Raw genomic sequence first — 25,940 nt, 5'->3', positions numbered from 1 at the left:
TTGCAAGCTAGTAGTCTTATGCATGAAGAGATTTCTGGAAAACCATCGATTTTGGGGATATTTACTTCGCCAACACTACAATTCAAAAGGATGAAGAATCAAAGAAATATATTGTTTCCACTAGCTCTTTTAATGGTACTTATTATAATTTCAAGTTCTTTAATGTCTTGGAATACTTTAAACAATCCTGCACTTAGTATGTTTCATGATAAAACAGGATTTACTGTTCCAAAATACATAACTTTCTTTACCACATTTGGAATATCCGCAGTTAGTGGAATCGTAGCTATATTTTTTGCCCCTATATTCTACAAGAATATTATGATTTTTTTTGGAGTTGATATTAACTATAAAGAAACATTCCCGGTAATTATTTATGCTTCGTTTGTATTAAGGATAGGGATGATTTTAAACGGATTAATTGCATTTTCTCTAAGTGGATATGAGATATCTTATACAGGTTTAGGTGCAATAGCGACAGATAATATGATTCTGCATACAATTGCTCAAAGAATAGATATATTTAATATTTGGTATTACGTTTTATTAGGAATAGGTTTGAAAACGATTACGAATTTAAATAAAGATAAACTTATCCCTCTTATTATTGTACTTTTCGTGTTCACTAGTTTATTAGCGAGCATGGCTGGGTTTATGCAGGAAATATCTAAACCGTAAGGATAGGTGGGAGTCGGGCTGCCCGTAAAAGCCCGATTGGTGAGGGCTAATAATCAGTGGGGGATGAATAAAACCCCACTGATTAAAGTTTCACTTTATCGTGCATGGGTTTATGGATCGAGAGGATAATATATACCAAATAAACGGGAGAGAAGTATGGAAGAAGTGGGAAGAGTTACAATAACTTCTTCGTTATGTAATAGTTGTTTTGCGGCTGTTAAAATTGGATTCATTGTATACATTCCTTTTATATAGATGTAAGGATATTGTATCAAAAGTGAAAAGATGCTCAATATGCAATGTTGCATATTGAGCGTTTTAGAGATTCTTAGTTTGATAGTTCCAATATTATTTTTAAAAGAAAAAGGTACGAGGTGATTCGGTGATACGATTAGCAAAAGAGGTTGATGCGGAATCAATGATGGATATTAGAAAAGAAATTATATTATCGGAAACTACTACAAAATTTTTTGTAGTATCTCCAAATAAATTACCAAATGATATTGATTTAGAAAGAGAAAAGATACGGAAAAGTAGTGAGAAAGGCAATCTTTACATAGTTTATGAAGTAGATAGTAAGGTCGTTGGCTTTTTACTTTTCAATCGATATGAACTAGAACGCTTACGACATGCAGGCACAATGGGAATGGGGATTAGAGAGGCGTACTGTAATCAAGGCATTGGTACGAAGCTAATTGAATTTCTTATTAGCTGGGCTAAAGGGCAGAATGGTTTAGAGAAAATTTGCTTAGGCGTAGTTTCTATTAATGATAGGGCAATTAAAGTGTATAAACGTATGGGCTTTGTAGAAGAAGGAAGGCAAAGAAAGCAAATTAAATATGAAGATGGATCATATGGAGACGACGTATTGATGGGTTTTTATATTGAATAGAATTCTTATTAATTAAGAAGGTGTATATACGTTATGGTATGTACATCTTTTTTCATATGCCCATTGTGAAATTCTAAAAGTAGTGTGTAATTTCCTGCCATTAACAGACTTTTCCCTATGTATAATATTAATATAGTAAAATCATAAGAACCTATATTGCAGTTTCCAATAATATACTATATAATCAGGATAAGAAAACGTTTTCATGCAAAGGGGGAAATTTCGTGTCGACTATCGAGGACGTGGCGAAATTAGCGGGGTTATCAAGAACAACGGTTTCTAGGGTGATCAATAATCATCCATATGTTTCAGATGAGAAGAAGAAAAGGGTTCAATTAGCAATGAAGCATTTAGGCTTCGTTCCTAATTCTGCGGCGAGAAGGCTTCGTAAACAAAAAACAGAAACAATTGCGGTGCTTGTTCCAAGGATTACAAATCCTTTTTTTAGTAGATTTATTGAAGCAATCGAGATTGCTGCTTCTGAACATAAATATAAACTGATTATTTGTCAAACAAGATATTTACCGGAAAAAGAGATGGAGTATTTACAATTATTATCTACGAAACAAGTAGATGGGATTATTCTATGTTCACTAGAAAATCCATGGGAGAATGTGGAGCCATACTTGCAACACGGTCCAATCGTGTTATGTAATGAATATATTGAGGAAGCAAATGTTCCAACAGTGAAATTTGATCATGCACAGGGAGCATACATAGCTGCCAATCATGTATTAGAACAAGGATATCGTAATCTTATTTTTTGCCGTGGTAACGAAACGAAAGTAGTGAGCCAACAGCGAAAAATGGGCTTTTTACGCGCGATTACTGAAAAGAGTAGAGAAGTGGAAGCAATCGATTTTCTTGAAAACGCTTTCTCTTGGGACGATGGAAAACGAATATTCCATGAAGTATTAAAGGACAAAAAAAATCCTACCGCGATTTTGGCAGGAGGCGACGAGGTTGCAGCTGGAATTATCTCAGAGGCGAAAAGCCATGGTTGGAGTATTCCAGAAGATCTCGCTGTGATCGGTTTTGATAATCAAATTTTAGCGCAGATTACAGAGCCAGGTATTACGACAATTGAACAGCCAATCGACGAGATGGCCCGAAAAGTTGTTGAATTAATGATGGATAAAATCCATACGAAAAATTATCGACAAAAAGAATTGTATGAGTTTGAACTGGAGCTCTTGGTGAAAGGTTCAACGATGAAGGATACGATGTTATTAGCCTAGTAGACTATGTCTGCTAGGTTTTTTTATGTTCACAAACTACTATTCTTCGTGAACGCAATCGTCACATTTGTTATGGTATGCTTCGTGTTGCTCATCAATTTCCTTCCCGCAGTGTGCACAAGTTTTCGTCGGTAAATTTCGGAAAAACTCCATTGGTTGATCAATCATGTCAATCCCTCCATTTCCATTTCTTACTATCATTGTATTAGTACAAAAAACAAAAGTCAACAACTGTTTTATAACAAAATTGAAAATTAATGAAAAAGTTTAGGAAATGGATTATAGTTAACAATGTAGGATGTAAGTAAAAAACTTTCTCAAGTACGGAGAAAAACGGCATTCCTACACGGTTTTAGAAAGGATGGATACATATGAAGATGACTGTTGTCGGCTTTTGGGGCGGCTTTCCAGAAGCGGGAGAAGCAACGTCGGGGTATTTGTTTGAACACGATGGTTTTCGTTTACTTGTAGACTGTGGTAGTGGTGTACTAGCACAGCTTCAAAAATATATAACACCATCTGATATAGATGCAGTTGTATTGTCGCACTATCATCACGATCATGTTGCCGATATTGGAGTATTGCAATATGCAAGATTAATTACGAGTGTGACAAAAGGACAACTACCGGAGTTACCAATATACGGTCATTCGTTTGATGAGAATGGATTCCATTCTTTAACGCATGAACCGCATACGAAAGGAATCGCGTACAATCCAGAAGAAACACTTCAAATTGGACCGTTCTCCATTTCATTCTTAAAAACTGTTCATCCTGTTACATGCTTTGCGATGCGTATTACAGCTGGCGATGATGTTGTTGTATACAGTGCAGATTCAAGTTATATTCCTGAATTTATTCCGTTCACAAAAGATGCTGATCTTTTCATTTGTGAATGTAATATGTATGCAAATCAAGAGGCTGCCAAAGCAGGGCATATGAATAGTACAGAAGTAGCAAGTATTGCGAAAACTGCGAATGTAAAAGAACTTTTATTAACGCATTTGCCGCATACAGGCAATCCATCTGATTTAGTAACAGAAGCAAAACAAATTTTCAGTGGCCATATTACGCTTGCGCATAGTGGTTACGTTTGGAATTCATGAGGTGATACGATGTTATTTATTGATAATAAAGGGATTACAGATCCTACGATAAACTTAGCGATTGAAGAATATTGTGTTAAAAATTTAGATATTAACGAAACATATTTACTGTTCTACATTAATGAGCCTTCGATTATCATTGGTAAAAACCAAAACACAGTGGAAGAAATTAATGCAGATTACGTAAAAGAAAAAGGCATTCATGTCGTTCGTCGTTTATCAGGCGGGGGCGCAGTATATCATGATTTAGGAAACTTAAACTTCAGCTTTATTACGAAAGATGATGGAGATAGTTTCAGCAACTTCAAAAAATTCACAGAACCTGTAACGAAAGCGCTTGGTAAATTAGGCGTAAATGCAGAGTTAAGTGGTCGTAACGATATTTTAGCTGAAGGTAGAAAAATTTCAGGTAACGCGCAGTTCTCAACGAAAGGTCGTATGTTTAGTCACGGTACGTTACTATTTGATTCTGAAATCGATCACGTTGTATCAGCACTAAAAGTAAAAATGGATAAGATTCAATCAAAAGGAATTAAATCAATCCGTAGCCGCGTTGCGAATATTACAGAGTTCTTAAACGAAAAAATGACGACAGAAGAGTTTAGACAACTTCTTCTAGAAACAATTTTCGAAGGAGGAACAGAAATTCCAACGTACGAATTAACAGAAGCTGATTGGAAAGAGATTTATAAAATTTCTGAAGAACGTTACCGCAATTGGGACTGGAACTACGGGAAGTCTCCGAAGTTCAACTTACAACATTCACACCGCTTCCCAGTTGGACAAGTTGATGTTCGTCTTGAAGTGAAAAAAGGAACAGTAACAGAATGTAAAATTTACGGTGATTTCTTCGGATCACTAGATGTTCATGACATTGAAGAACGTCTAACAGGCGTACAATTTGATAAAGATACATTCACTGTAGCTTTAGAAGGCGTAGATATCGCACGCTATTTCGGTAATATTACAACAGAAGATTTCTTGCATTTATTCTTCTAAACAGAAGAGGCTGTCAAATGGCAGCCTCTTTCTTTGTATATAGATTGTCAGGTTTTGTCGGTAAATCGATATATTTCAAGAATCGCTGATATAAATTGGTTTACGGTCGATATATTCGAAAAATCGCCGATATAATTTCACTTACCGAAAAACGTATATTCACAGGACATCTGCTCCTTATAAAGGAATATATATGATAAAAGGAGGCGAATCAAAATGAAAAGAGTAATGTACGTTGTATTATTGCTCAGCTTCGTCATCGGAATGACAGCTTGTAACGATGAAACTTCTTCAAACCGTACGACTTTGTCTATTGGAAAGCCAGCGGAGGATAATGTCATATATTATACGCATACAGATAACAAACAAAAAATAAATGATATACAAACTATGTTTCAAAATAAGAAATGGAAAAGAAATGAAACGTTTAGTAGCGTTGGTAAAACGCCAGATGTTGTCTTGTCGATAGATGAAGACAATAAGGGATTACCGACATTATATGTTACAGTGTACGTTCATGAAAATGGAGCGGACGCGGCTTTAAATAAAGAGGAAGTTGAAAAACTTAGCGGAAAGATGAGTGCATATTATCCTACAATGATTTTAGCTACAGTTTAACTATATGTTTGTACCTGTTTCTTTCACATGCAATTCTCGTATCTTACTAAAGTATTCTGGAAGAAAGTGGTTACTCTATATTCGATTAATAGAATATCACTTGCTACTTTAATTTTCTTTTAATATAATTAATTTAGAATTTTTAAATATTCTAAATTTTATAAAGGTGGGGTTTGTGTGAATCTCGTTCAATCTTTGGCTGAAACGGCAAAAACGAAGGGGAATAAACCGGCGTACATATTTATGGATCAGTCGGTCTCGTATGACCAATTAAACAAAATGGTCACTAGGTTTTCTAGTAATTTAGCAAAAATGGGCATTGGAAAAGGGGACAATGTCGCATTAGCTGTAGGCAATTCACCACATTTTTTAGTCGGTTTATACGGAACAATGAAAGCCGGAGCAACTGTCATTCCGATTAATCCAATTTATACAGCAGACGAAATACATTACATATTACAAAATGGAGATGTAAAAACAATCATCGTACTCGACGTCCTTCTACCTGTTATACAATCTCTTACAACAAGACTTCCTTCACTTGAAAATATCATCATATGCGAAACCTCATCAGATTTTAACCATATAGAAACCGAAAAAATGAAAACGTTTACTAGTTTTATAGGAACTGGAGATGTAACTTACGAAGGTCCTGAACTAGATGAAGAAGATGTAGCTGTTATTTTATACACTTCAGGTACAACTGGAAAGCCAAAAGGCGCTATGTTAACGCATAAAAATTTATATAGTAATGCTAGCGATGTGGCGTCGTATTTACGATATACTGCGGATGATCGCGTCGTTGCGGCACTGCCGATGTTCCATGTGTTCTGTTTAACGGTTGCGGTAAATGCGCCGATTGTGAACGGGGCAACAATTTTAATGTTACCGAAGTTTAGTCCGAAAGAAGTATTTCGCATTTGTCGTACGTATGAACCAACGATTTTTGCGGGTGTACCGACAATGTATAATTACTTATATTTATTTGAAGAAGCGAGCGCAGAAGATGTGAAGACACTTCGCCTTTGTATTTCAGGTGGTGCATCGATGCCTGTTGCGCTTCTAAAAAACTTTGAAAAACGTTTTGACGTTATCGTTTCAGAAGGGTACGGTTTATCAGAAGCATCACCAGTTACTTGTTTTAACCCGTTAGACCGTCCTCGTAAACCAGGATCAATTGGCACGAATATTTGGCACGTAGAAAATAAAATTGTGAATGAACTTGGGGAAGAAGTACCTGTTGGTGCAGTTGGGGAGTTAATTGTTCGCGGACCTAACGTTATGAAAGGTTATTACAATGCGCCAGAAGATACTGCGGCGACAATTAAAGATGGCTGGCTATATACAGGAGACTTAGCGAAAATGGATGAAGAAGGTTACTTCTATATCGTCGATCGCAAAAAAGATATTGTTTTAGTTGGCGGTTATAACGTATATCCTCGTGAAGTAGAGGAAGTATTATATACTCACGATTCGGTAGCTGAAGTTGTCGTAATCGGTGTTCCTGATGAAAACTTAGGAGAAGCAGTGCGAGCTTACGTCGTTCTGAAACAAAAGAGCGTAACAGAAGAAGAGCTTACGCATTACTGCACGTTACATTTAGCGAAATATAAAGTGCCAATGAGTATTGAGTTTTTAACAGAATTGCCGAAGAATACAACTGGTAAATTGTTAAGAAGAGCTTTGAGAGAGAAGGCATTGCAAGTATAAAAAAAAGATATCCATCTCTATGACTACATGTTTAGAGATGGATATCTTTTTGTCCTGTAAAAGCTCAATTCGTGTGGATGGACAAAATCCCTACTGATTAAAGTTTCACTTTATTTTTTAGAATTGGCTAAGCTATAAGCCCATATATTTAAACCGTAATATGAATAATAAGGAGGCGATATACGTGGAGCAGAAGGAATTACGCTTACGGAAAGTGCAATATCTGATTTGTGACATTATGGATGAAATGAATATGGAGAATGAAAAGAAGAACTTAGAAACATTGCAAAAAGTAATTGATCACCTTTCAGGAGCGATTGGGGATTTAGTGGATCCATCGGGTACGTATTCATTAGACTATTTAGAGAGAAAAGTGCATACTGCTCATTATTTATTGTTTAAAAATGATCGGAAAGCATATTTATGTAATAAGTAGGTAGTACTCGTTTAATTTTTTATTTGACATTGATAATCATTATCAATATGATAGTTATGTTGGGTATATTTATATAAAGGGAGATGTCATGTTGATAATGATTAAGAAAAAATATATTAATGCATTCGTTATAGCAGCAACTTTAGCAGTTCCACTAAGTGGTTTCAATGCACCAATTGCAAAAGCAGATGTGATCGAGATGAAGGCAGCTAGTAAACTTGCAGATGGCACATATGACGTTACTTTAAAAACTTATAAAGATCAAACGAATGAAACATCTGTTGCTTCTACATATTTAAAAAATGCAAAAGTAACAATTCAAGGTGACAAAAAAATCGTTACGTTAACAGTTCAAGATAGTAGCTATTTCCAATATCTTAAAGTAGAAGATACTAATAAATTAGGGACGTTCCATGATGTGAAAGTGATCTCTGAAGATAAAACAAATAATGGTACGAAAGTTATTCAATTTGAAATCGATGAGTTCTCGAAAAAATATAATATGCAAATGCATATATTAATTCCAGCAATTAAATATGATCATAAATATCAAGTGCAGTTTGAAATCGATGCGAGTGCAATTGAAAAGAAATCTAAGTTCTCAGATGTACCGACTTGGGCACAAGAGTCAGTTCAATATTTAGTAGATAAAGAGGCAGTACACGGTAAGCCAGATGGTACATTTGCACCAGCTGAAAATATCGATCGTGGTTCAGCAGCAAAAATATTAGCTACTGTTTTAGGATTAGAAATTAATAAAGATGCGAAGCCATCATTCCCGGATGCGCAAAATCATTGGGCTACACCATACATCGCAGCAGTTGAAAAAGCTGGTATTGTAAAGGGTGATGAGCAGGGTAACTTCAATCCGAGCGGACTAATTAACCGTGCATCAATGGCTACTATGCTAGTAAATGCATATAAATTAGAAAGAAATGAAAATATTAAACTACCAAAAGAGTTTGCGGACTTAAAAAATCATTGGGGCGCGAAGTATGCCAATATTTTAATCCAAGAAAATATTTCAGTTGGAACAGATAATGGTTGGGCTCCAGATAAAGCGGTAAGCCGCGCGGAAGCAGCTCAATTTATTGCGAAGACAGATAAGTTGAAGAAATAAAGTGAAACTTTAATCAGTGGGGGATTATCCTCACTGATTTTTGTTTATTAAGAAAAAACAAATTCCAAGTTGACACATATGAATTACGGAATTAAAATGAAAAGAAATCAAACAGAATACAATAGAAGCTCATCAGAGAAACTGAAGGCGCACAACGTTCACTTTTGTGAATAGATTGTGTGCCTTTTTCTATTGTACAAACTAAGGGGGCTTTATATATGAAACAGTGGGGTAAGACAGCGCTTATGAAAAGTACAGGTGTCTTATTGTCAGCATTTGTTCTTTTATCGGGGTGTGGTTCGGCAACATCCACTAGTAATTCTGAAGGAGGCGGGGATAAGAAGACAGTTGAACTTTTAAATGTTTCCTATGACCCAACGCGTGAGTTGTATCAAGATTTTAATAAAGACTTTGCGAAGTATTGGAAAGAGAAGCATGGTCAAACAGTAAATGTAAAGCAATCACACGGGGGATCTGGAAGTCAGGCACGCTCCGTTATTGACGGCTTAGAAGCAGACGTTGTAACATTAGCGCTCGCTTATGATATTGACGCAATTAGTAAGAAGAAACAACTAGCAGAAGATTGGCAGAAGCGACTTGCGGATAATTCTACTCCGTACACATCAACGATTGTATTTCTTGTGAGAAAAGGAAATCCGAAAGGGATTAAAGACTGGGATGATTTAACGAAAAAAGGTGTGTCTGTCATTACACCGAATCCAAAAACATCTGGAGGAGCACGGTGGAACTATTTAGGAGCTTGGGGATACGCACTAAAGAAATATAACAATAGTGAAGATAAAGCGAAAGAGTTTGTCGGCCAAATTTATAAAAACGTAGAAGTGCTTGATTCTGGTGCACGCGGGGCAACGACGACTTTCGTTGAAAAAGGAATTGGTGATGTGTTAATCGCTTGGGAAAATGAAGCATTATTATCACAAAAAGAACTTGGAAAAGATAAATTCGAAATTGTAACGCCTTCGATTAGTATACTTGCAGAACCGCCAGTAGCCGTTGTAGATAAAGTCGTTGATAAAAAAGGAACGAAAAAAGTAGCAGAAGGATATCTTGAGTATTTGTATTCAGAAAAAGGGCAAGAAATTGCGGCGAAAAACTTTTATCGCCCTCGTAATGAAAAAGTAGCAGAAAAGTACGCGTCACAATTTCCGAAAGTTCAATTATTTACAGTAGATGAACTATTTGGAGGCTGGAAAAAAGCGCAAGAAAAGCATTTTAATGATGGCGGCGTATTCGATCAAATGTATAAAAAATAAGGGGGGATGAGGTGACGTTATATGAGGAAGAGGCGCGTATTACCAGGGTTTGGATTATCTCTTGGATTTACAATGCTGTATATGAGTTTATTCGTACTTATACCACTTTCTATCGTGTTTATTCAAACTTCGCAGCTAGGCTGGAAGAAGTTCGCACAAGTTATAACGAGTGAGCGCGTGTTGCATTCCTATCAAGTAAGTTTCACAACTTCACTTGTAGCGGCAATCGTAAATGCCATTTTCGGTTTATTAATTGCTTGGGTGCTCGTTCGCTACACATTTCCAGGGAAACGGTTATTAGACGGACTAATCGATTTACCATTCGCTCTTCCGACTGCTGTAGCAGGTATTACACTGACGACGCTTTATGCGGAAAATGGCTTTATTGGAAAAATATTTAGTGTGTTTCATATAAAAGTAGCTTTTACCCAGCTAGGAATTATTGTTGCACTTACGTTTATTGGCTTACCATTTGTCGTTCGAATGGTGCAACCAGTGCTGCAAAGTATTGATAAAGAAGTAGAAGAAGCAGCTTCTAGTTTAGGGGCATCACGCTTTCAAATATTTGTGAAAATCATTTTGCCAGAAATATTCCCGGCTCTACTTGCTGGTTTTTCACTCGCCTTTGCGAGGGCGTTAGGGGAATATGGATCTGTCGTGTTCATTGCAGGTAATATGCCGATGAAAACAGAAATTGCACCGCTTATGATTATGACGAAACTAGAACAATATGATTATGCAGGCGCAACAGCTGTAGCGGCTGTGATGCTTATTATTTCTCTCCTTTTCCTACTATTTATTAATATGATTCAAACTTGGAGCAGAAGGCATGAATTGAAAAGCGAATAGGAGGGGAGAAAATGGAACCAACATTATTAGAAAAGAAAATAGTAAAAAGCGTATCAGTTAAAAAAGAATCTAAGTTTGTACCAATTCTATTCATTACGATAACAATTTTATTTTTATCTCTCTTTCTATTACTGCCGCTCGTGACAATTTTTATGAAAGCGTTCGAACGAGGAATTGATGTATATATTGCCGCTGTAACAGATCAAGAAGCATTTTTGGCAATCAGGTTAACGCTTCTCGTTGCAGTAATTGTTGTGCCGCTGAATACGATATTCGGAATAGCAGCAGCTTGGCTTATTACGAAGTTTCAGTTTAAAGGAAAGCAAGTATTATTATCTCTTATTGAACTGCCGTTTGCTGTATCACCAGTTATCGCAGGATTAGTATTCGTTTTACTTTTCACACCTCGTGCTGCTCTTGGCGGATGGTTAATGGAACACGGGATAAAGCTCATCTTCTCTGTCCCTGGCATTATCATTGCGACGATATTTGTTACGTTTCCATTCGTTGCGCGTGAATTAATCCCGGTTATGCAGGCGCAAGGGAAAAGTGAAGAAGAAGCAGCTCTATCACTTGGCGCAAGCGGCTGGAAAATGTTTTGGCGCGTCACATTGCCAAATATAAAATGGGGTCTATTATACGGTATGATTTTATGTAATGCCCGGGCCATTGGTGAATTCGGAGCAGTTTCCGTTGTGTCTGGTCACGTGCGCGGCATGACAAATACAATGCCGCTTCATATTGAAATTTTGTACAATGAATATCAATTTTCAGCAGCGTTCGCTGTGGCGACTTTAATGTCACTCATCGCAGTTTTTACGCTCGTTATAAAAAACTGGATTGAATGGAGAATGGAAAAACGACAATAAGGAGTGAGTGCGGTGAGTATTCAAATTCAAAATGTATCAAAACAATATGGTACATTTCAAGCGCTGACAGACATTCATTTGGATATTCCAAAAGGTGAACTGGTCGCTTTATTAGGCCCATCAGGTTCTGGGAAGACGACGTTATTACGAATTATTGCAGGACTAGAAGAAGCGGATGGAGGCTCCATTTCATTTGATGGAGAAGATTTAACTGATATTCACGTGAAAAACCGGCAAGTCGGTTTCGTCTTCCAGCACTATGCACTTTTTAAACATATGAATGTATTTGAAAATGTCGCTTTCGGTTTAAAAGTAAGAAGGAAAAGTGTAAGACCTTCAGCTGAAGTAATAAAAGAAAAAGTAACAGAACTATTGAAACTAGTAAAAATGGATGGTTTCGCAAAACGTTATCCAGCGCAATTATCTGGCGGACAACGCCAACGTATCGCACTAGCCAGGGCGCTTGCAGTCGAGCCGAAAATTTTATTGTTAGATGAACCGTTCGGTGCACTTGATGCAAAAGTACGGAAAGAATTGCGAAGATGGCTCCGGAAACTACATGACGAATTTCAAATTACGAGCGTATTCGTAACGCATGATCAAGAAGAAGCGTTAGACGTTGCGGACCGCATTGTTGTAATGAATGAAGGACGCATTGAACAAATGGGAACGCCGGAAGAAGTATATGAAAAACCAGCAAGTCCGTTCGTATATGACTTTTTAGGAAACGTGAATTTATTTCACGGCCGCGTTCATAAAGGTAAACTAAATGTAGGATCGGTGGAACTAGAAGCACCAGAGCATAAGCACGTTTCAAACGTAGACGGAGTGGGATACGTAAGACCACATCACCTATCAATCGATCGTACGAAACAAAGTATAGATGCCATCCCGGCGAAAGTAACATACTCACATGCAGTTGGCCCTGTCGTATATGTAGAATTGAAGCGCGACGGAACAGATGAGTATTTAGAGGCGGAAATTAGTAAAGAACAGTTTAGACAACTAGGCATTCAAACGGGTGAGTTTGTATACGTACATCCGAGAGAAGTGAAGGTGTTTATTCCGGAGGATTTTGTTATTTAAGAGAGCTGAAATTCACTTGAATTAACAGTGAAAAGCGCTCATATTAGCAATCTATTAATAAGAGGAAGTCCCCTAACATATATTTTGGGAGACTTCCTCTTTGTTTGTTGTGATAGTTTTTTCTTATGTGAAATGTAGTGGGAAGTTTGTTATAGATATAATAAGGAGAGATGGGCCGTGTTCAAACAAGTATTTGGTACGAGTAGTAATGAAGATAATAAAAATATAGTTTATATTAATGCGTTAAACCATCGATGGATATTTATCGATTATTACTAATTGGAGGGATTGTATGAACTTCATTTTACATGGATCTGAACATACAGTTTTAGCTTCCATTTTTGACTCATTTCAAGGTAGGGAAAAAGAATTTAATTGGCTTATAACAGACCTGGAGATTGCCACACTTCAGGATGAGAAACTTATACGAGATTATCCTAAAATGTCTCATCCAATAGTCTGGATAGCAGGTGAAGATCTTTCAAATCTCGTAAAAAAATATAATCCTCAATTTATTTGGGGAGTACTATCTGCGTTTGATAAGTCTATAAACATTGATATTAATAATTTGCTTGTAGAACCCTATGCAAATGGAAACGAAGGACTCTGGGTACCAAGTCCAAATATTCAACATCCTCAAGCAACACTTGAAATTGTTTGTTGGGATTCCAGTTTGATGTTGCTATTGAGCAACGATATAAATATTGATGATAAATTTAGAAATTACTTTAAAGACGCTAGGGATTTAAATGATTATAATTCGGAATTTTGATTTTAAATGTGGTTTTTCCAAATGAAGATTATGAAGATATTCATTTTTAATAATGTTTTATTTAAATTCTGAGGAGGCGTAAAAGATGATAGGAATACCGCATTATACAATTCCAGTACAGGTTCATCCCTATGCAATAGATACTTTAACGAAGGAGAAAGATATAAATGTACTAAGCGTAACACCAGTTGTATCAGAAAATGATATGAATCAAACGATAATAAGTTCAGATATATCTATTAAATTAAGAAGTGATTTGTATTTAAATATATCTGTTGATAGAACTGATATGAATTATCAGGATGAGGTGGAGTACCTTCAGATGACGCTAGATAAAGAGGTTCCATTTATAACAAGTGGAAATCCTGAAAAGAAAAAGGTTTTTGAAACATTTTTTAATATTAAAGGGAATATACAATGTGAACTATTAATGGAAGAAGATCAAGAGGTGGATCTCTCTTTAAAAAAAGTATTGTATACGGCTAAATGTGGAACGGGAATTCTACTGAAAAGTGAAGTAGGTAATCTTTTAATAGTTTGTAATGAATTTTGTACGCTTTTAGTTACAAGAGATCAAGAAAAAATAAGTAATATATTGAGAAAACGTTATAATAAGCAGGGATTTTAGGGACTCGGGTTCTGTTATAAAAAATATACTGAGATAATACTTAAAAATGTAGCATCTCGTTTTGCATAGCGGTGGAAGAAAATTATTAAAGATTTGGTGGAGAAGCTAGACGTGGGTAAATTTGATAGCGATATGCAAGTATTATTGCAAAGGATATTAAAGGGGAGGCAACCTGATTTATTATGGATTGTAAATTGTAAGGACTTTCGTATATTAGAAATTGAAACGATACATGAGTTGAGAGAGATCCTAGCAGATGAATTAATTGAAAAAGGCTTTGATGAACAAGATAATATTAATGATTTTGGTAGGGATTTAGAGAAATTGATTGATATATTTGGGGATTTACTTCCTTAATGGTTCGGGTGCATAATGGATTTGTTGAAAGAAGAGCTGATATCGGCTCTTCTTTTTCTACATATATTTTATATAAACAATTAGGTATGATGTAGATAATAAAAAATCTAGAAAGGGATCTTGGTGAATATGATGATGAGTTTTAATAGTGTAGATAATTTATTTTCGATACTTTTAAAGTATCCAGTACGTATAATTTTAATATGTATTGGAATCGGCTGGATTTTTAAATGTATCAAACAAGGTTTCTTCTTTTCAGCCGCACTTATGTTAACGATACTTACACTACTTTTTATTATTACATTTACAGACATATTAGCGTCTGTTTTAAATAGTATTCCTCTTACAATACAATATGGTGGTGTAGTATTTTTGATAATGCTATCATGTATTATGTTTGATTATGAAACTTCTGGTTAGTGAACTACTCACCACTTATCGTTCTTACGGACTGTTTTTCTATGTATGTGTGTGGATATAGCCAGTGGGATTTTATAAAAGAAAAGTAGTTCTTAGAATTAAGTGAAAATAATAAAAACACAGTGAAATCAGCGGCTAAAGGAATACTATTCGTTGGTACTAAAGCTGTTGGGGCAATAGGACTGATTCCGGACGCGGCGTTTTTTGTAGATAGATATTATAAGGGGTATAAAAAAGGATATACGGATTATAGACTGAAAAAAACTAATTCTAAGAAAAGGGGGAGGTAATTAGTAAAATGGAGACGACACATATAATGATTGGTGTATATAATATTGTTTTAATTGTAGCTGTATAGGTGTTTATGTTAAAAAAGAGACAATATAAAGTGGTAACAGTGTTAGTAGTAAGTCTAATATATGCCGTTCTAATAAGTTTTACTTCATATATGTCGCTCTTGAGTTACAAAATTAACATATTGATATTTATTTTTCTAGGAATTAGTTTGTTTTTAGCTGGTATTTTTGAAAAAGAAAAGTAAAGTCGATTCAGTGTATCTTAAAATCTAAACAGATAGTTTGATTTGAGATACACTTTTTTATTTTAAATAAACAGCAAACCTTATGTGTGCTTCTGATGCTATATGAAAGAGTATTATAGATTAGAATAAAAGCCACAAAACATAACCTTTATATATTCCTCCTCATCAATTCCCCAACCTGCGCCGCAACATATTCAATATCATTATCAATTTCGTCTAATACGTAAGATTCTAAAATGCCCATTACAGCAGTACCTAAAAATTTTAAAACGATGTGTTTATCAATGTTTTTATTTACTGACGTATTCGTATTTAGTTTTTTCTCTAGTTCACCCATGATAAAAGTTAGTAACTTCTTCTGAAATGATAATGTGCTGTTACTTCTAAATAACGTTGCGAAAAATGGTTTATGTTCTTTGAAGTATTCAAACGATATGATGGTTCCTTCTATATAACCTTTAGTTTGTTTCATATCGCATATTTCTCTTAATTGATTTAAATGGTCGTCCACAATTTTGTCTAATAAATTGTATTTATCTAGGTAGTGAAGGTAGAAGGTTTTTCTCCCGATATTTGCTTTTTCCGTAATGTTTTTTACTGTAATTTCGTCAAAACCATCTGCAATTAACATTTCTATAAATGCAGAATGAATTGCACCTCTAATTGTTAGGTTTGCATCTAGCAATTAGGGGTTTTTATTGTGAAGATTGATGTGCTTAATATTTACGTTATTGGCACATAACAAGATATAATAGAAGAAATCAATAAGGAGGCTGGCTGTGAAGAATCTTCGTTATTTCAATATATTTACTATGTTAATTGTATACACACTACTCATGTTTTACATCGGCTGGAACGGATGGGTTTGGCTCAGTACGGTATTTGGCTGGGAATCTTGGGGGTATTACGCTTTCATAGTCGGATTTATTTCATATGCGTACATTCTCGTACAAGTGTTTAAATTCCTTCCTTTCCTGCGAACGGTCGGTTCAATTTGGTTTGCAGTTATACAATACGCGATTATGTTATTGCCGTTAGCCGATATTGCCGTCTTATTATTACAGTTTTCAGTGGAGAAAGAGACGGCAATTATTTGGACAGGAACGGTCGTTTTACTCGTGTTCGTTTTTATCTTCGCATATGGGGTATTTAATGCATATAGTCCAGTAGTAAGAAAATACGAAGTGCACATACCGAAAAAGGTAGAAGGGCGTAAAAGTTTACGCATTGCGATGGCTTCTGATATGCATTTCGGTAAACTGTCTGGTGTTGCTCATTTAAAGAGACTTGTTCGTCACGTAAATGAAATGAAACCAGATATTATTTTACTGCCGGGTGATATTATCGATGATCATCCAGGTGTATTCATTCAAAAAAATATGGGACCAATCATGAAACAGATGAAAGCTCCATTAGGCGTATATGGTGTGTTAGGAAACCATGAATATTACGGCAGAGCTGTTCCTGAGTTTTTACAAGAGATGGATAAGATTGATATTCGTATTCTTTTAGATGAAGTCATTACAATTGAAGATCATTTTTATCTCGTTGGAAGAAGGGATAAAACAGAGCGTGATCGTCAAAGCTTTGAAAGTTTAATGAGTACGGTGGATTTATCGCTTCCTGTTATCGCGATGGATCACCAGCCATTTGAATTAAAACAAGCAGCGGATGCTGGCGTCGATTTGCTATTATCCGGTCACACGCACCGTGGACAAATGGCGCCGAATCATATTGTGACGAGAAGAATGTACGAATTAGACTGGGGATACGCACAAAAAGGTGCATTCCACGCAATTGTTTCTTCTGGATTTGGATTTTGGGGACCACCGCTTAGACTTGGAAGTAGATCTGAGATTGTGCAGGTGGAAGTTACGTTTGAATAGGTATGTGAAATAGAGAGCTGAGTGCTCTCTATTTTTTAATTTAAAGGTACAAAATATTCGAGTGAAGTTCTTTATTTACTCTCTGAAAAAAGAGATACTATAAGAAGACTCTGCTTGAAAAGGGGGATTATAAGTGATCATATCAGATGTAATATACAGTGAGTTTAAAGTAGATAAAGTGTTAGAAGAATTAATTTTAAGTAAACCTGTGCAAAGGCTGAAAGGGGTTCATCAGGCCGGAGCAAGTTACTTAATGAATGAGAAATGGAATGTAACGCGCTTTGATCATTCAGTTGGTGCTATGTTGTTAATTAAAAAACTTGGTGGTTCAGTAGAAGAACAAATTGCTGGTTTACTGCATGATGTATCGCACACTGCTTTTTCTCATGTGATTGATTATGTTTTTGATAACGAAAATGAAAGTTATCATGAAGAAATATTTAGTTCTGTCGTTAAAAACTCGGAAATCCCGGCGCTTCTTTCAAAACATGGTTATAACTATGAAGATATTTTGTTAGATGATTCGAAGTGGACATTGCTTGAAAGATCCGCGCCAGAATTATGTGCAGACCGAGTGGATTATACATTGAGAGATATGTATACATATGGATACATTTCTTTAGAAGAAGCTCAAAATTTTTTAGATGATTTAATCGCAGTGAATGGAAAAATGGTTCTTCAAAATATCGAGATTGCTGAATGGTTTACGAAGACGTATTACAAAGAAGTAATCGACTTCTTTATGAAACCACTTAATATTTATGGAAATGATATGTTAGCCAAAACGTTAAAGTTAGCTCTTCATAAAAAGATAATCCATCCAGATGACTTTCTTCTTGAAGATGATTCGCTTATATCGAAATTACAGCTATGTAACGATCCAGAAGTGGAAGCTTTATTAAGAAAAGTTCATCCAAGTATAGAAGTAAAAGAAGATAGAAAAGATTATGATTTACATCAAAAAAATAAAGTGCGTCTCATTGACCCGCCGTTACTTCGTGAAGGGAAAATCGTTCAGTCGTCTGTTATATCAGAAAAAATAAGACAGATGAGTGATGTCGCTTATGAAAAAGCGGTGAGAGGGATGTATGTGAAAGTGATTTCTAATTAATGCAGAGGTTACCTTGAAAGTAGTTATTACTAGTAAGGTAACCTTTTATTTTTAATAAAAACAACTACATACAATAAATGGAAGGTTGTATAATTTAACTTATAAGGAGGTGAGCAAGTGATCTTCTCAATCATTCTATATTTCTTCTTCCCCATAACTTTAATCGCAACAATAATCCTTTCTAAAAAATCACACCAGAAAAAATTATTACAGGTATGCCAGCAATTATTTCAGCCATATTAGCCATTAGTTGTTATTCTCTTTTTCTATATAATAACGGAATGGGCGAATTTATGGTCGCACTTTTATTAATCGGTATTACGCTAGTGAATGTAGCATTAATGACCATCATTAAGATTTTGAAAGTTACCGTTTTCATTATCAATCAAACCAATTCCAAACCGCAATATCTCCAAGAGTCGCATAACGTATGTGAGGCGAGTTTTGTAATTTTAATAATTCTTTTGACGGTCCAGTAATGACAATGCCGTATACTTTTACTCCGTTATCTTTTACATATTTATAACGTTTATCTAAGTTTAGTTCGCTTTCAGGAAGCATAGCAACTGTACTTACAGTTTTTTTATGTGTAGAAAGAATACGCATCATTTCAATTACTTTATCTTCTGGTGTTTTCTGCGTGTCTGTTTCACTATTAAGGAATCTTACATGTTCTGGAAATCCTATAGCTTTCCCACCAGTTAGGATGAAATCTCCTGCAGTTGTTTTTTCTTGGCCCGTATCTAAAGCGTACCATACAGGAGTTGGAGGGAGTTCTTGTGCTTCAAATACGCTATATAAAAGTGGTTCTAATTCTTTTAAAGTGTAAGCCTTGTCAAAAGAAATTGCTACTTCTGCAACAGTTCCATCATGTACTTTTGCAAGTGTATCCCATACTTTTTTTGAAGATTCCTTTAAATAATCACCCTGCTCCGTTTTTGGATGAACAAAGAAAAGTTTTGGCTGATAGAATGTATTCATCCAAGACTTGTTTGTGACATCTAAAGATGATAAGAAGCTCTTTGTTTCTACGGTCCCGAGTGGCATTTCTTTTTTACCAATCGTTTTCACTAAATCAAATTGGCTGTTCGTACGAAAGAAAGCTTCTACACTTGTTCCGCCCCCCATAACACGGCTATTTGGGATAGTTGCTTCAAGTGCAAGAGAGGGAACATCTCTTATTTCTTTTAGTTTTTTATCATTATTAGCTTGAAAATAAAAGGCAGACAATACCCCGCCGATCATATATATAATGATGCAAATTGATAGTATAAAACCGAGCGTTTGTAAACGATGTTTCCATTTAATCCTCCAAAAAGGAACTTTAAGATCTTTTGGTGGTAACTTTTTCTTAACGGGTTCTGTTTTTATTAATAATGCATCCAAATGAGCTTCACACTCTTCACAAGTCTCAATATGACTTTCTAACTTTTTTTGTTCGTCATGTGTGAGTGTTCCGTTTTCATATTTCTCCCACAGTTTTTTAAACTCTGCACAAACCATCTGTATCACTCCTTTATGCTTCGTGTTTCTTTTCGTCCTCGGTGTAATTCAATTTTTACTTTTGCTAACGAGAGACCGGTCATTTCTGCTATTTCCTTATAGGAGAATCCGTAGTAATCTCGTAGTAGCAACACATTTCGTCTTTCGAGCGGAAGTGAGGATATGCTTTGTAACCAACTAGTAATCTCGTGTTTTACGAAATAAGAGTGCTCTGTACTTGGCACGTTTGGTAAATGGAATTCTTCAAGTGTAGTTGTTTTATACTTCTTTTCTTTTCGGTACCAATCGATAAAGGCGTTGTAGGCAATTGTAAATAACCACGGCCTAATTTCTGCTCCTTTATAATAGTCAATATGGACGAGCATTCGGTAGAAAGTTTCTTGCATGAGATCTTCAGCACAGTGGGGATCTCCGGTTAGGGAGAGAAGATAGCGAAATAAATCTTGCATGTACTCTGAGTAAATGTCTTCTAATGATTGACTTTGTTTCACTACATTTCCCTCCCTTCATACATAACAACGAAATACATATAAAAAAGTTACAAATTTTATGGAATTATAGTAAAAAACGTCAAGAATTGGATAGGATTCTCTTTTATCATAATACATATAAGGCGGGTGAACAGAGGTGGAAAGCTATGAAACTCAAATTCAAAGGGCAATTGATTATATTGAAGAGGATGTAATGGAAAAACAAACGCTGCGTAATTTAGCTCGCATTGCATGTTTTTCAGAATCGCATTTTCATCGTGTATTCCAGGCGTTAGTAGGCGATACAGTAATGGAGTATGTTCGGAAGAGGAGGTTAGCCCGGGCAGCTTATCAACTTTCTCATACGGATGAAAAAATTATTGATGTCGCATTTGAACATGGCTTTCAATCCCACGAAACGTTCACGAGAGCCTTTAAAAAATTATTTCAAATGACACCAAGTGAATATCGAAAACAAGAAATTGAAACACCAATGTATTATAGAGTGAATGTAAAACAAAGAAAATTAAATCCATATTTAGGGGGCATACAAATGGAATATCGTATTGTAAATAAACCAGAATTTTTAATGGCGGGTTATGAGCTGAAGACGACGAGTAAAGAAGGGAAAAACCATCAAGATATCCCGGCCTTTTGGCAAGAATATTTACAAAAGGATCTTGGAACGACGATTCCGAATCGTAAAGATACGAGCCAATGGGTAGAGCTTGGATTATGTACTGATTTTAATTTAGAAACAGGGGACTTCACTTATATTATTGGAATGGAAGTTACAGATTTTGAAAATGTACCAAATGCAATTGCAAAGCGTACATTCCCATCCGCAACGTATGCAGTATTTACAACGCCGAAAGTTCCTCATGAAGAAATGGTATCGTCTATTCATCAAACATGGAATGCAGTATTCTCAGAATGGTTCCCACATTCAGGATATGAACATTGCGGAGTTACAGAATTTGAACAATACGATGAGCGTTGCCATGCAGATAAAAGTGAATTTGCTCAAATTGAACTTTGGATACCGGTGAAGAAGAAATAATAGAAAGAAAGACCGTCCAAAAGGTATTTTTGGACGGTCTTCTCTTATTAATAGGTTGCTACTATTGTTGTATTTTGTAGTTAGGTCGATATAATTTCATTTACTAGCACGCTACTCCGAAAAGGAAAAGGTACTTTTATAAAGCACCTTTTTCTATGAACTAAAGGGAAACACAAGTATAATCGTCGTTCCTTTTCCAAGTTCACTATCAATGGAGATCGTTCCGTTATGGGCATGAACGAGCTGTTTTGTAATGGCGAGGCCAAGTCCAGTTCCGATGTTACTTTCTTCTGTATTCGTTCCTCTGTAATACCTTTCGAATAGAAGTTCTTTCGTTTTATCATCCATACCTTTTCCATTATCTGAAATAGATAGTGTAAATGAATTTACATTTTGCGAAAGTTTTACGATTACGTTTGTCGTTTCATTATTATGTTTTACAGCGTTTGCTAATAAGTTTTCGATAATACGCTGGAACCATTTTTCTTCAATAAAATATTGGATTTTGCTTGAACTTGGTACAAATTCAATATTTTGATTTTGCAGCGTTGGATTATTAATAAATTGCAGTAGTACTTTTTGAACGAATTGGTTAATTTCAACATTTACATGCTGTCCGGGAAGGGCATTACTTCTTAATTGATACGTTAAGCTTAAGTCGTCAATTAATGTAGTCATATATTGTGACTTTTCTTTCATTACAAGGCCAAATTGCTGAATATCTGGATCCGTCCAATTATACTGCTTCGATTCTAATAATAATGCATAGCCGTATATAGAGCTAAGCGGTGTTTTTAAATCATGTGTTAGACCAGTAATCCATTCTTCACGTGTTTGCTGCAAAACTTGTCTCATTGCATCATTCTTTTTCAAAGTAATAGAAAGGTGCTCTAGTGAGTTCGTAACATCTTTAAACAGACGGAATGACCATTTTTCTTTACCGGAGCGCCGGAATCGAATAGGTTTTCCTTTTTTACTAACAGGCTCTTCATATTTTCCACCAGCGATATTTTTAAGCCAGCGCATCGTATGTAATAGAGGCTTTCCAAACTTATTTCCATACCAAATTGAAAGAATGACTAAATAAACAAAGACGATAAGAAGGATTAATCCGCATCCGATTAGAAACTTCTTAGTAAATACATCCTCAATTTCGTCATCTGGGTAGTAGCGTTCATTTTTTGCTGTAACGACGAGAAGCTGACCGCTATTTGCATCGTAAAAGCTAGACGTGTTTTCTTTATGATTCCACGGTTCTTTTTCGTTAAGAGCAGTCTGTATTGTTGAAAGTGTTTTTTTCTTTCCAGTTGGATAGGAAAAAACCTCTTCGCCATTATGATTAAATATTTGCAGCGTTGCTTTTTCTTTAGAGAGTAACTGTTTTTCTTGTTCCGTTAATGTGAACGAATCTGTAGATACAGAAGGGTGTTCTTTCTGAATTGTTTTTAGTAATGCATTACTTTTTAACATACCACCGTAAATAACAAGTACGTTCTTTTCTTCTACTCCAATTTCCCAATATGTAAATGTATAAGGGCTTTCTATATGATTCTGTATATGTGCGAGTAAAGATGTTTTTGTATAAGAAGTTGGGACATCACTTGGTGTATTAAATTGATAGAGGACTTTTCCATTTTCCTCTACAATCTGAATCCAATCATTTTTCTCTTTAATTAAATCTTTTACTTCAGTTTTTAACGTAATATCGCCATCTTCTGAAGAGATATATCTTGAAATTGTAAAACTATCAGAATCCGGAATGTTAGGTTCGTATGAAATACTAGTAACAAGAAAAATTAAATAAGTGAAAGCAGCGACTACAGCAATAAGTAATGTAACTAAAACAAAAACGTGTTGCAGTATAAATTGGATGATAAGCCGTTTATTAAGATTCATATCATCACCCTACTTTGTAATGAACTTATAGCCAAGTCCACGAACTGTTTTTATGTATTCTGGTTTACTTGGATCTTGTTCAATTTTTTCACGTAGTTTTCGAATATGAACCATAACAGTATTATCATCTCCATTATAGGCAGGTGCTCCCCAAACTTTTTCATATAATTCTTCCTTCGAAAATACGTAGTTCGGATTCTCACAAAAGAATAGTAGTAGTTGAAAGAGTTGAGCGGAACATTCGACAACGTTTCCATCTACTGTTAGTTCCGCAGAATGTTGATCAATTTCAAATCTCCCAAAAGAAAAGGAGTATATTCTTTGTTCTTGTATGTTTTGTTTCATATGTCTTCGGAGTTGAGCTTTCATACGAGCGACTACTTCTAGTGGATTAAATGGTTTCGTAATGTAATCATCCGCACCGTATGAAAATCCGGAAATTTTATCTACATCAGATGTTTTTGCTGTTAGGAAGAAGATAGGGCAATCCGTTTTTTGGCGAATGATTGGACAAATGTCAAAACCGGATTGTCCAGGAAGCATTACATCTAAAATAATTAAATCATAATTGTTTTGCTCGGTGAGAGATAAGGCTATTTCCGCAGATGTTGCAGTTGTAATATGAGAAAAACCTTCTTTTTCAAGAATGGTAGTTAGTAATTGTAAAATTGCTGTTTCATCATCAATGAGTAGAATATTTGCGTGATACATATGAATCCCTCCTAATTTCCTCGAATATCATATCATCTTTTTGTAACTTATGGAATTTTTAAGGAAATTTTAAGGTTTTCTTTCACAAAAAATTAAGATTCAAATGATATGATAAAAGTAACATGGGGAGGAGATGAATGTGAATCCGTTTCAAACGATGCGAGCTAGATATTTTTTAATTGTATTTGCACTATTAATTTTAATAGCACGAAGCAGTAATGAATTGCTAGAAAGTACATTTCATATACAAAATTCATCTTTTATAAATATGCTTATATTTTATATCCTTCCAATAATATGGATTTTTTACGGATATAGAAAGCATCGTGTTTCATTTTCATTATTTATTAATAGAAACGAAACATTTAACCTAGTGCAAGTTTTGTACATCGCGATTATGCTTTGTATGTTTAGTTACGGCTATCTTATTTTATATATGTACAGCTTTGCATGGATTACACCAGATTTTATTATGAATGCCTTGCATGAACCGATTATAGATAGTACCGGGGGATATGTATTTCAATTTATTATGGTTGTATTTATCGCGCCTATTGTCGGAGAGTTTGTTTTTCGAGGGTTTTTACTGCAGCGTTTTGCGGCAAAATGGGGTACTAGTATAGCAATGGTCGTTGTAGCACTTTTATTTGGGTGCTTACATGTTGATTTCCTTGGTGCAGTTGTGTTTAGCATCGTACTATCAATTGTATATATTCGTACGAAAAGCTTACTCATGCCAATTGCTATTCATATGTTAAACAATGCGCTTGTGCTTAGTTCTTCTTTTTTAGTAAGTAGAGAAAAGATAATGAGTTTTGCCGATTTTTCGAACTATACGACATTCTTTCCAGGATTAATTATTTTTATGACAGGATTAAACTTAGTGCTCATCTTTTTATTTGTGAATCGCAAATATTGGAGTAAAGAAGTGCCTGTTATATATGCGGAGAGGGAAAAGAGCTTTTCGAGTATAGCAGGAGATAAGTAAGGTAGAGAAGATGTTTGAGAAAATATTGAAGGAAATGATAGATTATTGTACTTCTATTAGATATAAGTACTTTTCCATCAATAATGATACAGGAAATATTATTTTTCTTTTTATCGTGTTAGGGACATTAATAATAGTCAGCTTTATTATAGAAGAAATGATGAAGCGCATATTCAGACAGTATGTAAAAAATGAAGTGAATTATGTTAGGGCTCATAAAATGTTTGAGAAAGTGATGGGGACTTTTATTTTATGAAAACTAAATCATTATTAATTCGAAATTTGAAAGGGATGTATAAAATTATATGAATGAAACAATATCGTCAAATAAGTTTTTTTATTTGATTGTACTGAGTTTAGTATTGATTACGACAGTAAATGTTGTTCTTCGCTGGGAGGAAGCTTACTTTTTTATGTATTTAGCGCTCCATTTATTAGGGATTTTATGCATAACGGGCGGAGTAGTTGCTGAGAAAAAGCATGAAGAAAGTATTAATTATATGTGTGTGATGGGTCTTATTTTACTTCTAACTGTACAAGGTATTATGAAATATAGTTCATTTTCTTTGCAAGATTTTAGTTTGTTAATAGATGTACTTCCTTAAGGAGAGGCTCTTTATTTTATCTAAAAGGCGGTTTGCCAGTGCATTTCTTATCCCAGATTATGAACCGAATAAAGTGTCTAAAGGTAGGTGAAACTCTTCTTATGTAGAAGAGTTTTT

29 protein-coding genes and 1 pseudogene are annotated in these 25,940 nt (G+C 35.2%); 24 read left to right on the top strand and 6 right to left on the bottom strand.

Annotated features, from left to right (window positions below; translation table 11 throughout):
- From MKX77_RS18725 to MKX77_RS18710, 4 genes and pseudogenes are all read left to right on the top strand, one after another.
- Nucleotides 1–678, top strand: coding sequence for a Yip1 family protein (locus MKX77_RS18725; RefSeq protein WP_341307457.1), 678 nt, complete (start codon nucleotides 1–3; stop codon nucleotides 676–678).
- An 82-nt stretch (nucleotides 679–760) separates the two neighbouring features.
- A pseudogene (locus MKX77_RS18720) lies at nucleotides 761–862 on the top strand (DUF2087 domain-containing protein); the annotation flags it as partial.
- A gap of 198 nt (nucleotides 863–1,060) precedes the next feature.
- A complete protein-coding gene (locus MKX77_RS18715; protein WP_341307456.1) occupies nucleotides 1,061–1,570 on the top strand; it encodes a GNAT family N-acetyltransferase in 510 nt (169 codons plus the stop codon).
- 224 nt (nucleotides 1,571–1,794) lie between these two features.
- A complete protein-coding gene (locus MKX77_RS18710; RefSeq protein ID WP_215555502.1) occupies nucleotides 1,795–2,808 on the top strand; it encodes a LacI family DNA-binding transcriptional regulator in 1,014 nt (337 codons plus the stop codon).
- Between the two features lie 39 nt (nucleotides 2,809–2,847).
- Here MKX77_RS18710 and yhfH read toward each other — a convergent pair whose 3' ends face one another.
- Nucleotides 2,848–2,976, bottom strand: a complete 129-nt coding sequence (gene yhfH / locus MKX77_RS18705) for a protein YhfH (RefSeq protein ID WP_000567010.1) — start codon at nucleotides 2,974–2,976, stop codon at nucleotides 2,848–2,850.
- 203 nt (nucleotides 2,977–3,179) lie between these two features.
- Between yhfH and MKX77_RS18700 the strand changes: the two genes are divergently transcribed.
- The 14 genes from MKX77_RS18700 to MKX77_RS18635 all read left to right on the top strand — a co-directional run bounded on the left by MKX77_RS18700 (nucleotide 3,180) and on the right by MKX77_RS18635 (nucleotide 15,052).
- Nucleotides 3,180–3,914, top strand: a complete 735-nt coding sequence (locus tag MKX77_RS18700) for an MBL fold metallo-hydrolase (protein WP_341307455.1) — start codon at nucleotides 3,180–3,182, stop codon at nucleotides 3,912–3,914.
- A gap of 9 nt (nucleotides 3,915–3,923) precedes the next feature.
- Nucleotides 3,924–4,913, top strand: coding sequence for a lipoate--protein ligase (locus tag MKX77_RS18695; protein WP_215555504.1), 990 nt, complete (start codon nucleotides 3,924–3,926; stop codon nucleotides 4,911–4,913).
- 216 nt (nucleotides 4,914–5,129) lie between these two features.
- The gene (locus MKX77_RS18690) at nucleotides 5,130–5,531 is read left to right on the top strand and encodes a hypothetical protein (protein WP_215555505.1); all 402 of its coding nucleotides are present in this window, start codon (nucleotides 5,130–5,132) and stop codon (nucleotides 5,529–5,531) included.
- Between the two features lie 177 nt (nucleotides 5,532–5,708).
- Nucleotides 5,709–7,241 (top strand): fatty acid--CoA ligase family protein, encoded by a 1,533-nt coding sequence (locus MKX77_RS18685; RefSeq protein WP_341307454.1) that lies wholly within the window; start codon nucleotides 5,709–5,711, stop codon nucleotides 7,239–7,241.
- Between the two features lie 184 nt (nucleotides 7,242–7,425).
- The gene (locus MKX77_RS18680; protein ID WP_002064161.1) at nucleotides 7,426–7,677 is read left to right on the top strand and encodes a hypothetical protein; all 252 of its coding nucleotides are present in this window, start codon (nucleotides 7,426–7,428) and stop codon (nucleotides 7,675–7,677) included.
- A 97-nt stretch (nucleotides 7,678–7,774) separates the two neighbouring features.
- On the top strand, nucleotides 7,775–8,797 hold the full coding sequence (locus MKX77_RS18675; protein WP_341307453.1) for an S-layer homology domain-containing protein: 1,023 nt from the start codon (nucleotides 7,775–7,777) through the stop codon (nucleotides 8,795–8,797).
- A 218-nt stretch (nucleotides 8,798–9,015) separates the two neighbouring features.
- A complete protein-coding gene (locus MKX77_RS18670; RefSeq protein WP_002158956.1) occupies nucleotides 9,016–10,071 on the top strand; it encodes a sulfate ABC transporter substrate-binding protein in 1,056 nt (351 codons plus the stop codon).
- A 21-nt stretch (nucleotides 10,072–10,092) separates the two neighbouring features.
- Entirely contained in the window at nucleotides 10,093–10,920 is an 828-nt protein-coding gene (gene cysT / locus MKX77_RS18665) for a sulfate ABC transporter permease subunit CysT (RefSeq protein ID WP_341307452.1), read from the top strand.
- Between the two features lie 11 nt (nucleotides 10,921–10,931).
- Nucleotides 10,932–11,789 (top strand): sulfate ABC transporter permease subunit CysW, encoded by an 858-nt coding sequence (gene cysW, locus MKX77_RS18660; RefSeq protein ID WP_341307451.1) that lies wholly within the window; start codon nucleotides 10,932–10,934, stop codon nucleotides 11,787–11,789.
- A 12-nt stretch (nucleotides 11,790–11,801) separates the two neighbouring features.
- Nucleotides 11,802–12,875 (top strand): sulfate/molybdate ABC transporter ATP-binding protein, encoded by a 1,074-nt coding sequence (locus MKX77_RS18655; protein ID WP_002188697.1) that lies wholly within the window; start codon nucleotides 11,802–11,804, stop codon nucleotides 12,873–12,875.
- Between the two features lie 292 nt (nucleotides 12,876–13,167).
- Nucleotides 13,168–13,647 carry a hypothetical protein gene (locus tag MKX77_RS18650; protein WP_215555512.1) on the top strand — a complete coding sequence of 160 codons (480 nt, stop codon included), beginning with the start codon at nucleotides 13,168–13,170 and terminating at the stop codon, nucleotides 13,645–13,647.
- Between the two features lie 85 nt (nucleotides 13,648–13,732).
- Nucleotides 13,733–14,275: a hypothetical protein gene (locus MKX77_RS18645; RefSeq protein ID WP_215555513.1), complete on the top strand. Its 543-nt coding sequence runs from the start codon at nucleotides 13,733–13,735 to the stop codon at nucleotides 14,273–14,275.
- Nucleotides 14,276–14,386: 111 nt separating this feature from the next.
- Nucleotides 14,387–14,632, top strand: a complete 246-nt coding sequence (locus MKX77_RS18640) for a hypothetical protein (protein ID WP_215555514.1) — start codon at nucleotides 14,387–14,389, stop codon at nucleotides 14,630–14,632.
- 132 nt (nucleotides 14,633–14,764) lie between these two features.
- On the top strand, nucleotides 14,765–15,052 hold the full coding sequence (locus MKX77_RS18635; protein WP_341307450.1) for a hypothetical protein: 288 nt from the start codon (nucleotides 14,765–14,767) through the stop codon (nucleotides 15,050–15,052).
- 689 nt (nucleotides 15,053–15,741) lie between these two features.
- Here MKX77_RS18635 and MKX77_RS18630 read toward each other — a convergent pair.
- The gene (locus MKX77_RS18630; protein ID WP_341307449.1) at nucleotides 15,742–16,278 is read right to left on the bottom strand and encodes a TetR/AcrR family transcriptional regulator C-terminal domain-containing protein; all 537 of its coding nucleotides are present in this window, start codon (nucleotides 16,276–16,278) and stop codon (nucleotides 15,742–15,744) included.
- A gap of 94 nt (nucleotides 16,279–16,372) precedes the next feature.
- Here MKX77_RS18630 and MKX77_RS18625 point away from each other — a divergent pair, with 94 nt between their 5' ends.
- Complete coding sequence (locus tag MKX77_RS18625) at nucleotides 16,373–17,479, top strand: metallophosphoesterase (protein ID WP_341307448.1); 1,107 nt, start codon at nucleotides 16,373–16,375, stop codon at nucleotides 17,477–17,479.
- Between the two features lie 133 nt (nucleotides 17,480–17,612).
- Complete coding sequence (locus tag MKX77_RS18620; protein ID WP_341307447.1) at nucleotides 17,613–18,590, top strand: HD domain-containing protein; 978 nt, start codon at nucleotides 17,613–17,615, stop codon at nucleotides 18,588–18,590.
- A gap of 381 nt (nucleotides 18,591–18,971) precedes the next feature.
- On the opposite strand, the gene MKX77_RS18615 is transcribed toward MKX77_RS18620, so the two are convergent.
- Together MKX77_RS18615 and MKX77_RS18610 are read right to left on the bottom strand one after the other, a co-directional pair.
- Nucleotides 18,972–20,093, bottom strand: coding sequence for an anti-sigma factor (locus MKX77_RS18615; protein WP_341307446.1), 1,122 nt, complete (start codon nucleotides 20,091–20,093; stop codon nucleotides 18,972–18,974).
- Between the two features lie 5 nt (nucleotides 20,094–20,098).
- Nucleotides 20,099–20,584 (bottom strand): RNA polymerase sigma factor, encoded by a 486-nt coding sequence (locus MKX77_RS18610; RefSeq protein ID WP_341307445.1) that lies wholly within the window; start codon nucleotides 20,582–20,584, stop codon nucleotides 20,099–20,101.
- Nucleotides 20,585–20,720: 136 nt separating this feature from the next.
- Here MKX77_RS18610 and MKX77_RS18605 point away from each other — a divergent pair, with 136 nt between their 5' ends.
- Nucleotides 20,721–21,623, top strand: a complete 903-nt coding sequence (locus MKX77_RS18605) for an AraC family transcriptional regulator (protein ID WP_341307444.1) — start codon at nucleotides 20,721–20,723, stop codon at nucleotides 21,621–21,623.
- Between the two features lie 153 nt (nucleotides 21,624–21,776).
- Here MKX77_RS18605 and MKX77_RS18600 read toward each other — a convergent pair whose 3' ends face one another.
- Nucleotides 21,777–23,519 (bottom strand): ATP-binding response regulator, encoded by a 1,743-nt coding sequence (locus tag MKX77_RS18600; protein WP_341307443.1) that lies wholly within the window; start codon nucleotides 23,517–23,519, stop codon nucleotides 21,777–21,779.
- Nucleotides 23,520–23,528: 9 nt separating this feature from the next.
- A complete protein-coding gene (locus tag MKX77_RS18595) occupies nucleotides 23,529–24,230 on the bottom strand; it encodes a response regulator transcription factor (RefSeq protein ID WP_002064182.1) in 702 nt (233 codons plus the stop codon).
- Between the two features lie 139 nt (nucleotides 24,231–24,369).
- On the opposite strand from MKX77_RS18595, the gene MKX77_RS18590 reads away from it, so the two are divergent.
- From MKX77_RS18590 to MKX77_RS18580, 3 genes are read left to right on the top strand one after another with little or no spacing between them, the layout of a single operon-like run.
- Nucleotides 24,370–25,218, top strand: coding sequence for a CPBP family intramembrane glutamic endopeptidase (locus MKX77_RS18590; RefSeq protein ID WP_341307442.1), 849 nt, complete (start codon nucleotides 24,370–24,372; stop codon nucleotides 25,216–25,218).
- A 10-nt stretch (nucleotides 25,219–25,228) separates the two neighbouring features.
- Complete coding sequence (locus MKX77_RS18585) at nucleotides 25,229–25,474, top strand: hypothetical protein (protein ID WP_002125861.1); 246 nt, start codon at nucleotides 25,229–25,231, stop codon at nucleotides 25,472–25,474.
- A 49-nt stretch (nucleotides 25,475–25,523) separates the two neighbouring features.
- Nucleotides 25,524–25,823, top strand: a complete 300-nt coding sequence (locus MKX77_RS18580) for a hypothetical protein (protein ID WP_001006056.1) — start codon at nucleotides 25,524–25,526, stop codon at nucleotides 25,821–25,823.
- Nucleotides 25,824–25,940 lie beyond the last annotated feature (117 nt).

Origin of the sequence: Bacillus sp. FSL R9-9410 (genome assembly GCF_038050385.1) — a bacterium.
GTDB lineage: Bacteria > Bacillota > Bacilli > Bacillales > Bacillaceae_G > Bacillus_A > Bacillus_A cereus_U.
The sequence above is the reverse complement of the archived record's forward strand: the minus strand, read 5'-3'. Positions and strand labels throughout refer to the sequence as shown.

Excerpts from the sequence above, each read along its gene's own strand:
- MKX77_RS18670 (WP_002158956.1), top strand. The coding sequence starts at position 9,016 with ATGAAACAGTGGGGTAAGACAGCGCTTATGAAAAGTACAGGTGTCTTA.
- MKX77_RS18615 (WP_341307446.1), bottom strand. The coding sequence starts at position 20,093 with ATGGTTTGTGCAGAGTTTAAAAAACTGTGGGAGAAATATGAAAACGGA.
- MKX77_RS18580 (WP_001006056.1), top strand. The coding sequence starts at position 25,524 with ATGAATGAAACAATATCGTCAAATAAGTTTTTTTATTTGATTGTACTG.
- MKX77_RS18585 (WP_002125861.1), top strand. The coding sequence starts at position 25,229 with ATGTTTGAGAAAATATTGAAGGAAATGATAGATTATTGTACTTCTATT.
- yhfH (WP_000567010.1), bottom strand. The coding sequence starts at position 2,976 with ATGATTGATCAACCAATGGAGTTTTTCCGAAATTTACCGACGAAAACT.
- MKX77_RS18635 (WP_341307450.1), top strand. The coding sequence starts at position 14,765 with ATGATGAGTTTTAATAGTGTAGATAATTTATTTTCGATACTTTTAAAG.
- MKX77_RS18600 (WP_341307443.1), bottom strand. The coding sequence starts at position 23,519 with ATGAATCTTAATAAACGGCTTATCATCCAATTTATACTGCAACACGTT.
- MKX77_RS18645 (WP_215555513.1), top strand. The coding sequence starts at position 13,733 with ATGATAGGAATACCGCATTATACAATTCCAGTACAGGTTCATCCCTAT.
- MKX77_RS18695 (WP_215555504.1), top strand. The coding sequence starts at position 3,924 with ATGTTATTTATTGATAATAAAGGGATTACAGATCCTACGATAAACTTA.
- MKX77_RS18700 (WP_341307455.1), top strand. The coding sequence starts at position 3,180 with ATGAAGATGACTGTTGTCGGCTTTTGGGGCGGCTTTCCAGAAGCGGGA.
- MKX77_RS18650 (WP_215555512.1), top strand. The coding sequence starts at position 13,168 with ATGAACTTCATTTTACATGGATCTGAACATACAGTTTTAGCTTCCATT.
- cysW (WP_341307451.1), top strand. The coding sequence starts at position 10,932 with ATGGAACCAACATTATTAGAAAAGAAAATAGTAAAAAGCGTATCAGTT.
- MKX77_RS18690 (WP_215555505.1), top strand. The coding sequence starts at position 5,130 with ATGAAAAGAGTAATGTACGTTGTATTATTGCTCAGCTTCGTCATCGGA.
- MKX77_RS18675 (WP_341307453.1), top strand. The coding sequence starts at position 7,775 with ATGATTAAGAAAAAATATATTAATGCATTCGTTATAGCAGCAACTTTA.
- cysT (WP_341307452.1), top strand. The coding sequence starts at position 10,093 with ATGAGGAAGAGGCGCGTATTACCAGGGTTTGGATTATCTCTTGGATTT.
- MKX77_RS18595 (WP_002064182.1), bottom strand. The coding sequence starts at position 24,230 with ATGTATCACGCAAATATTCTACTCATTGATGATGAAACAGCAATTTTA.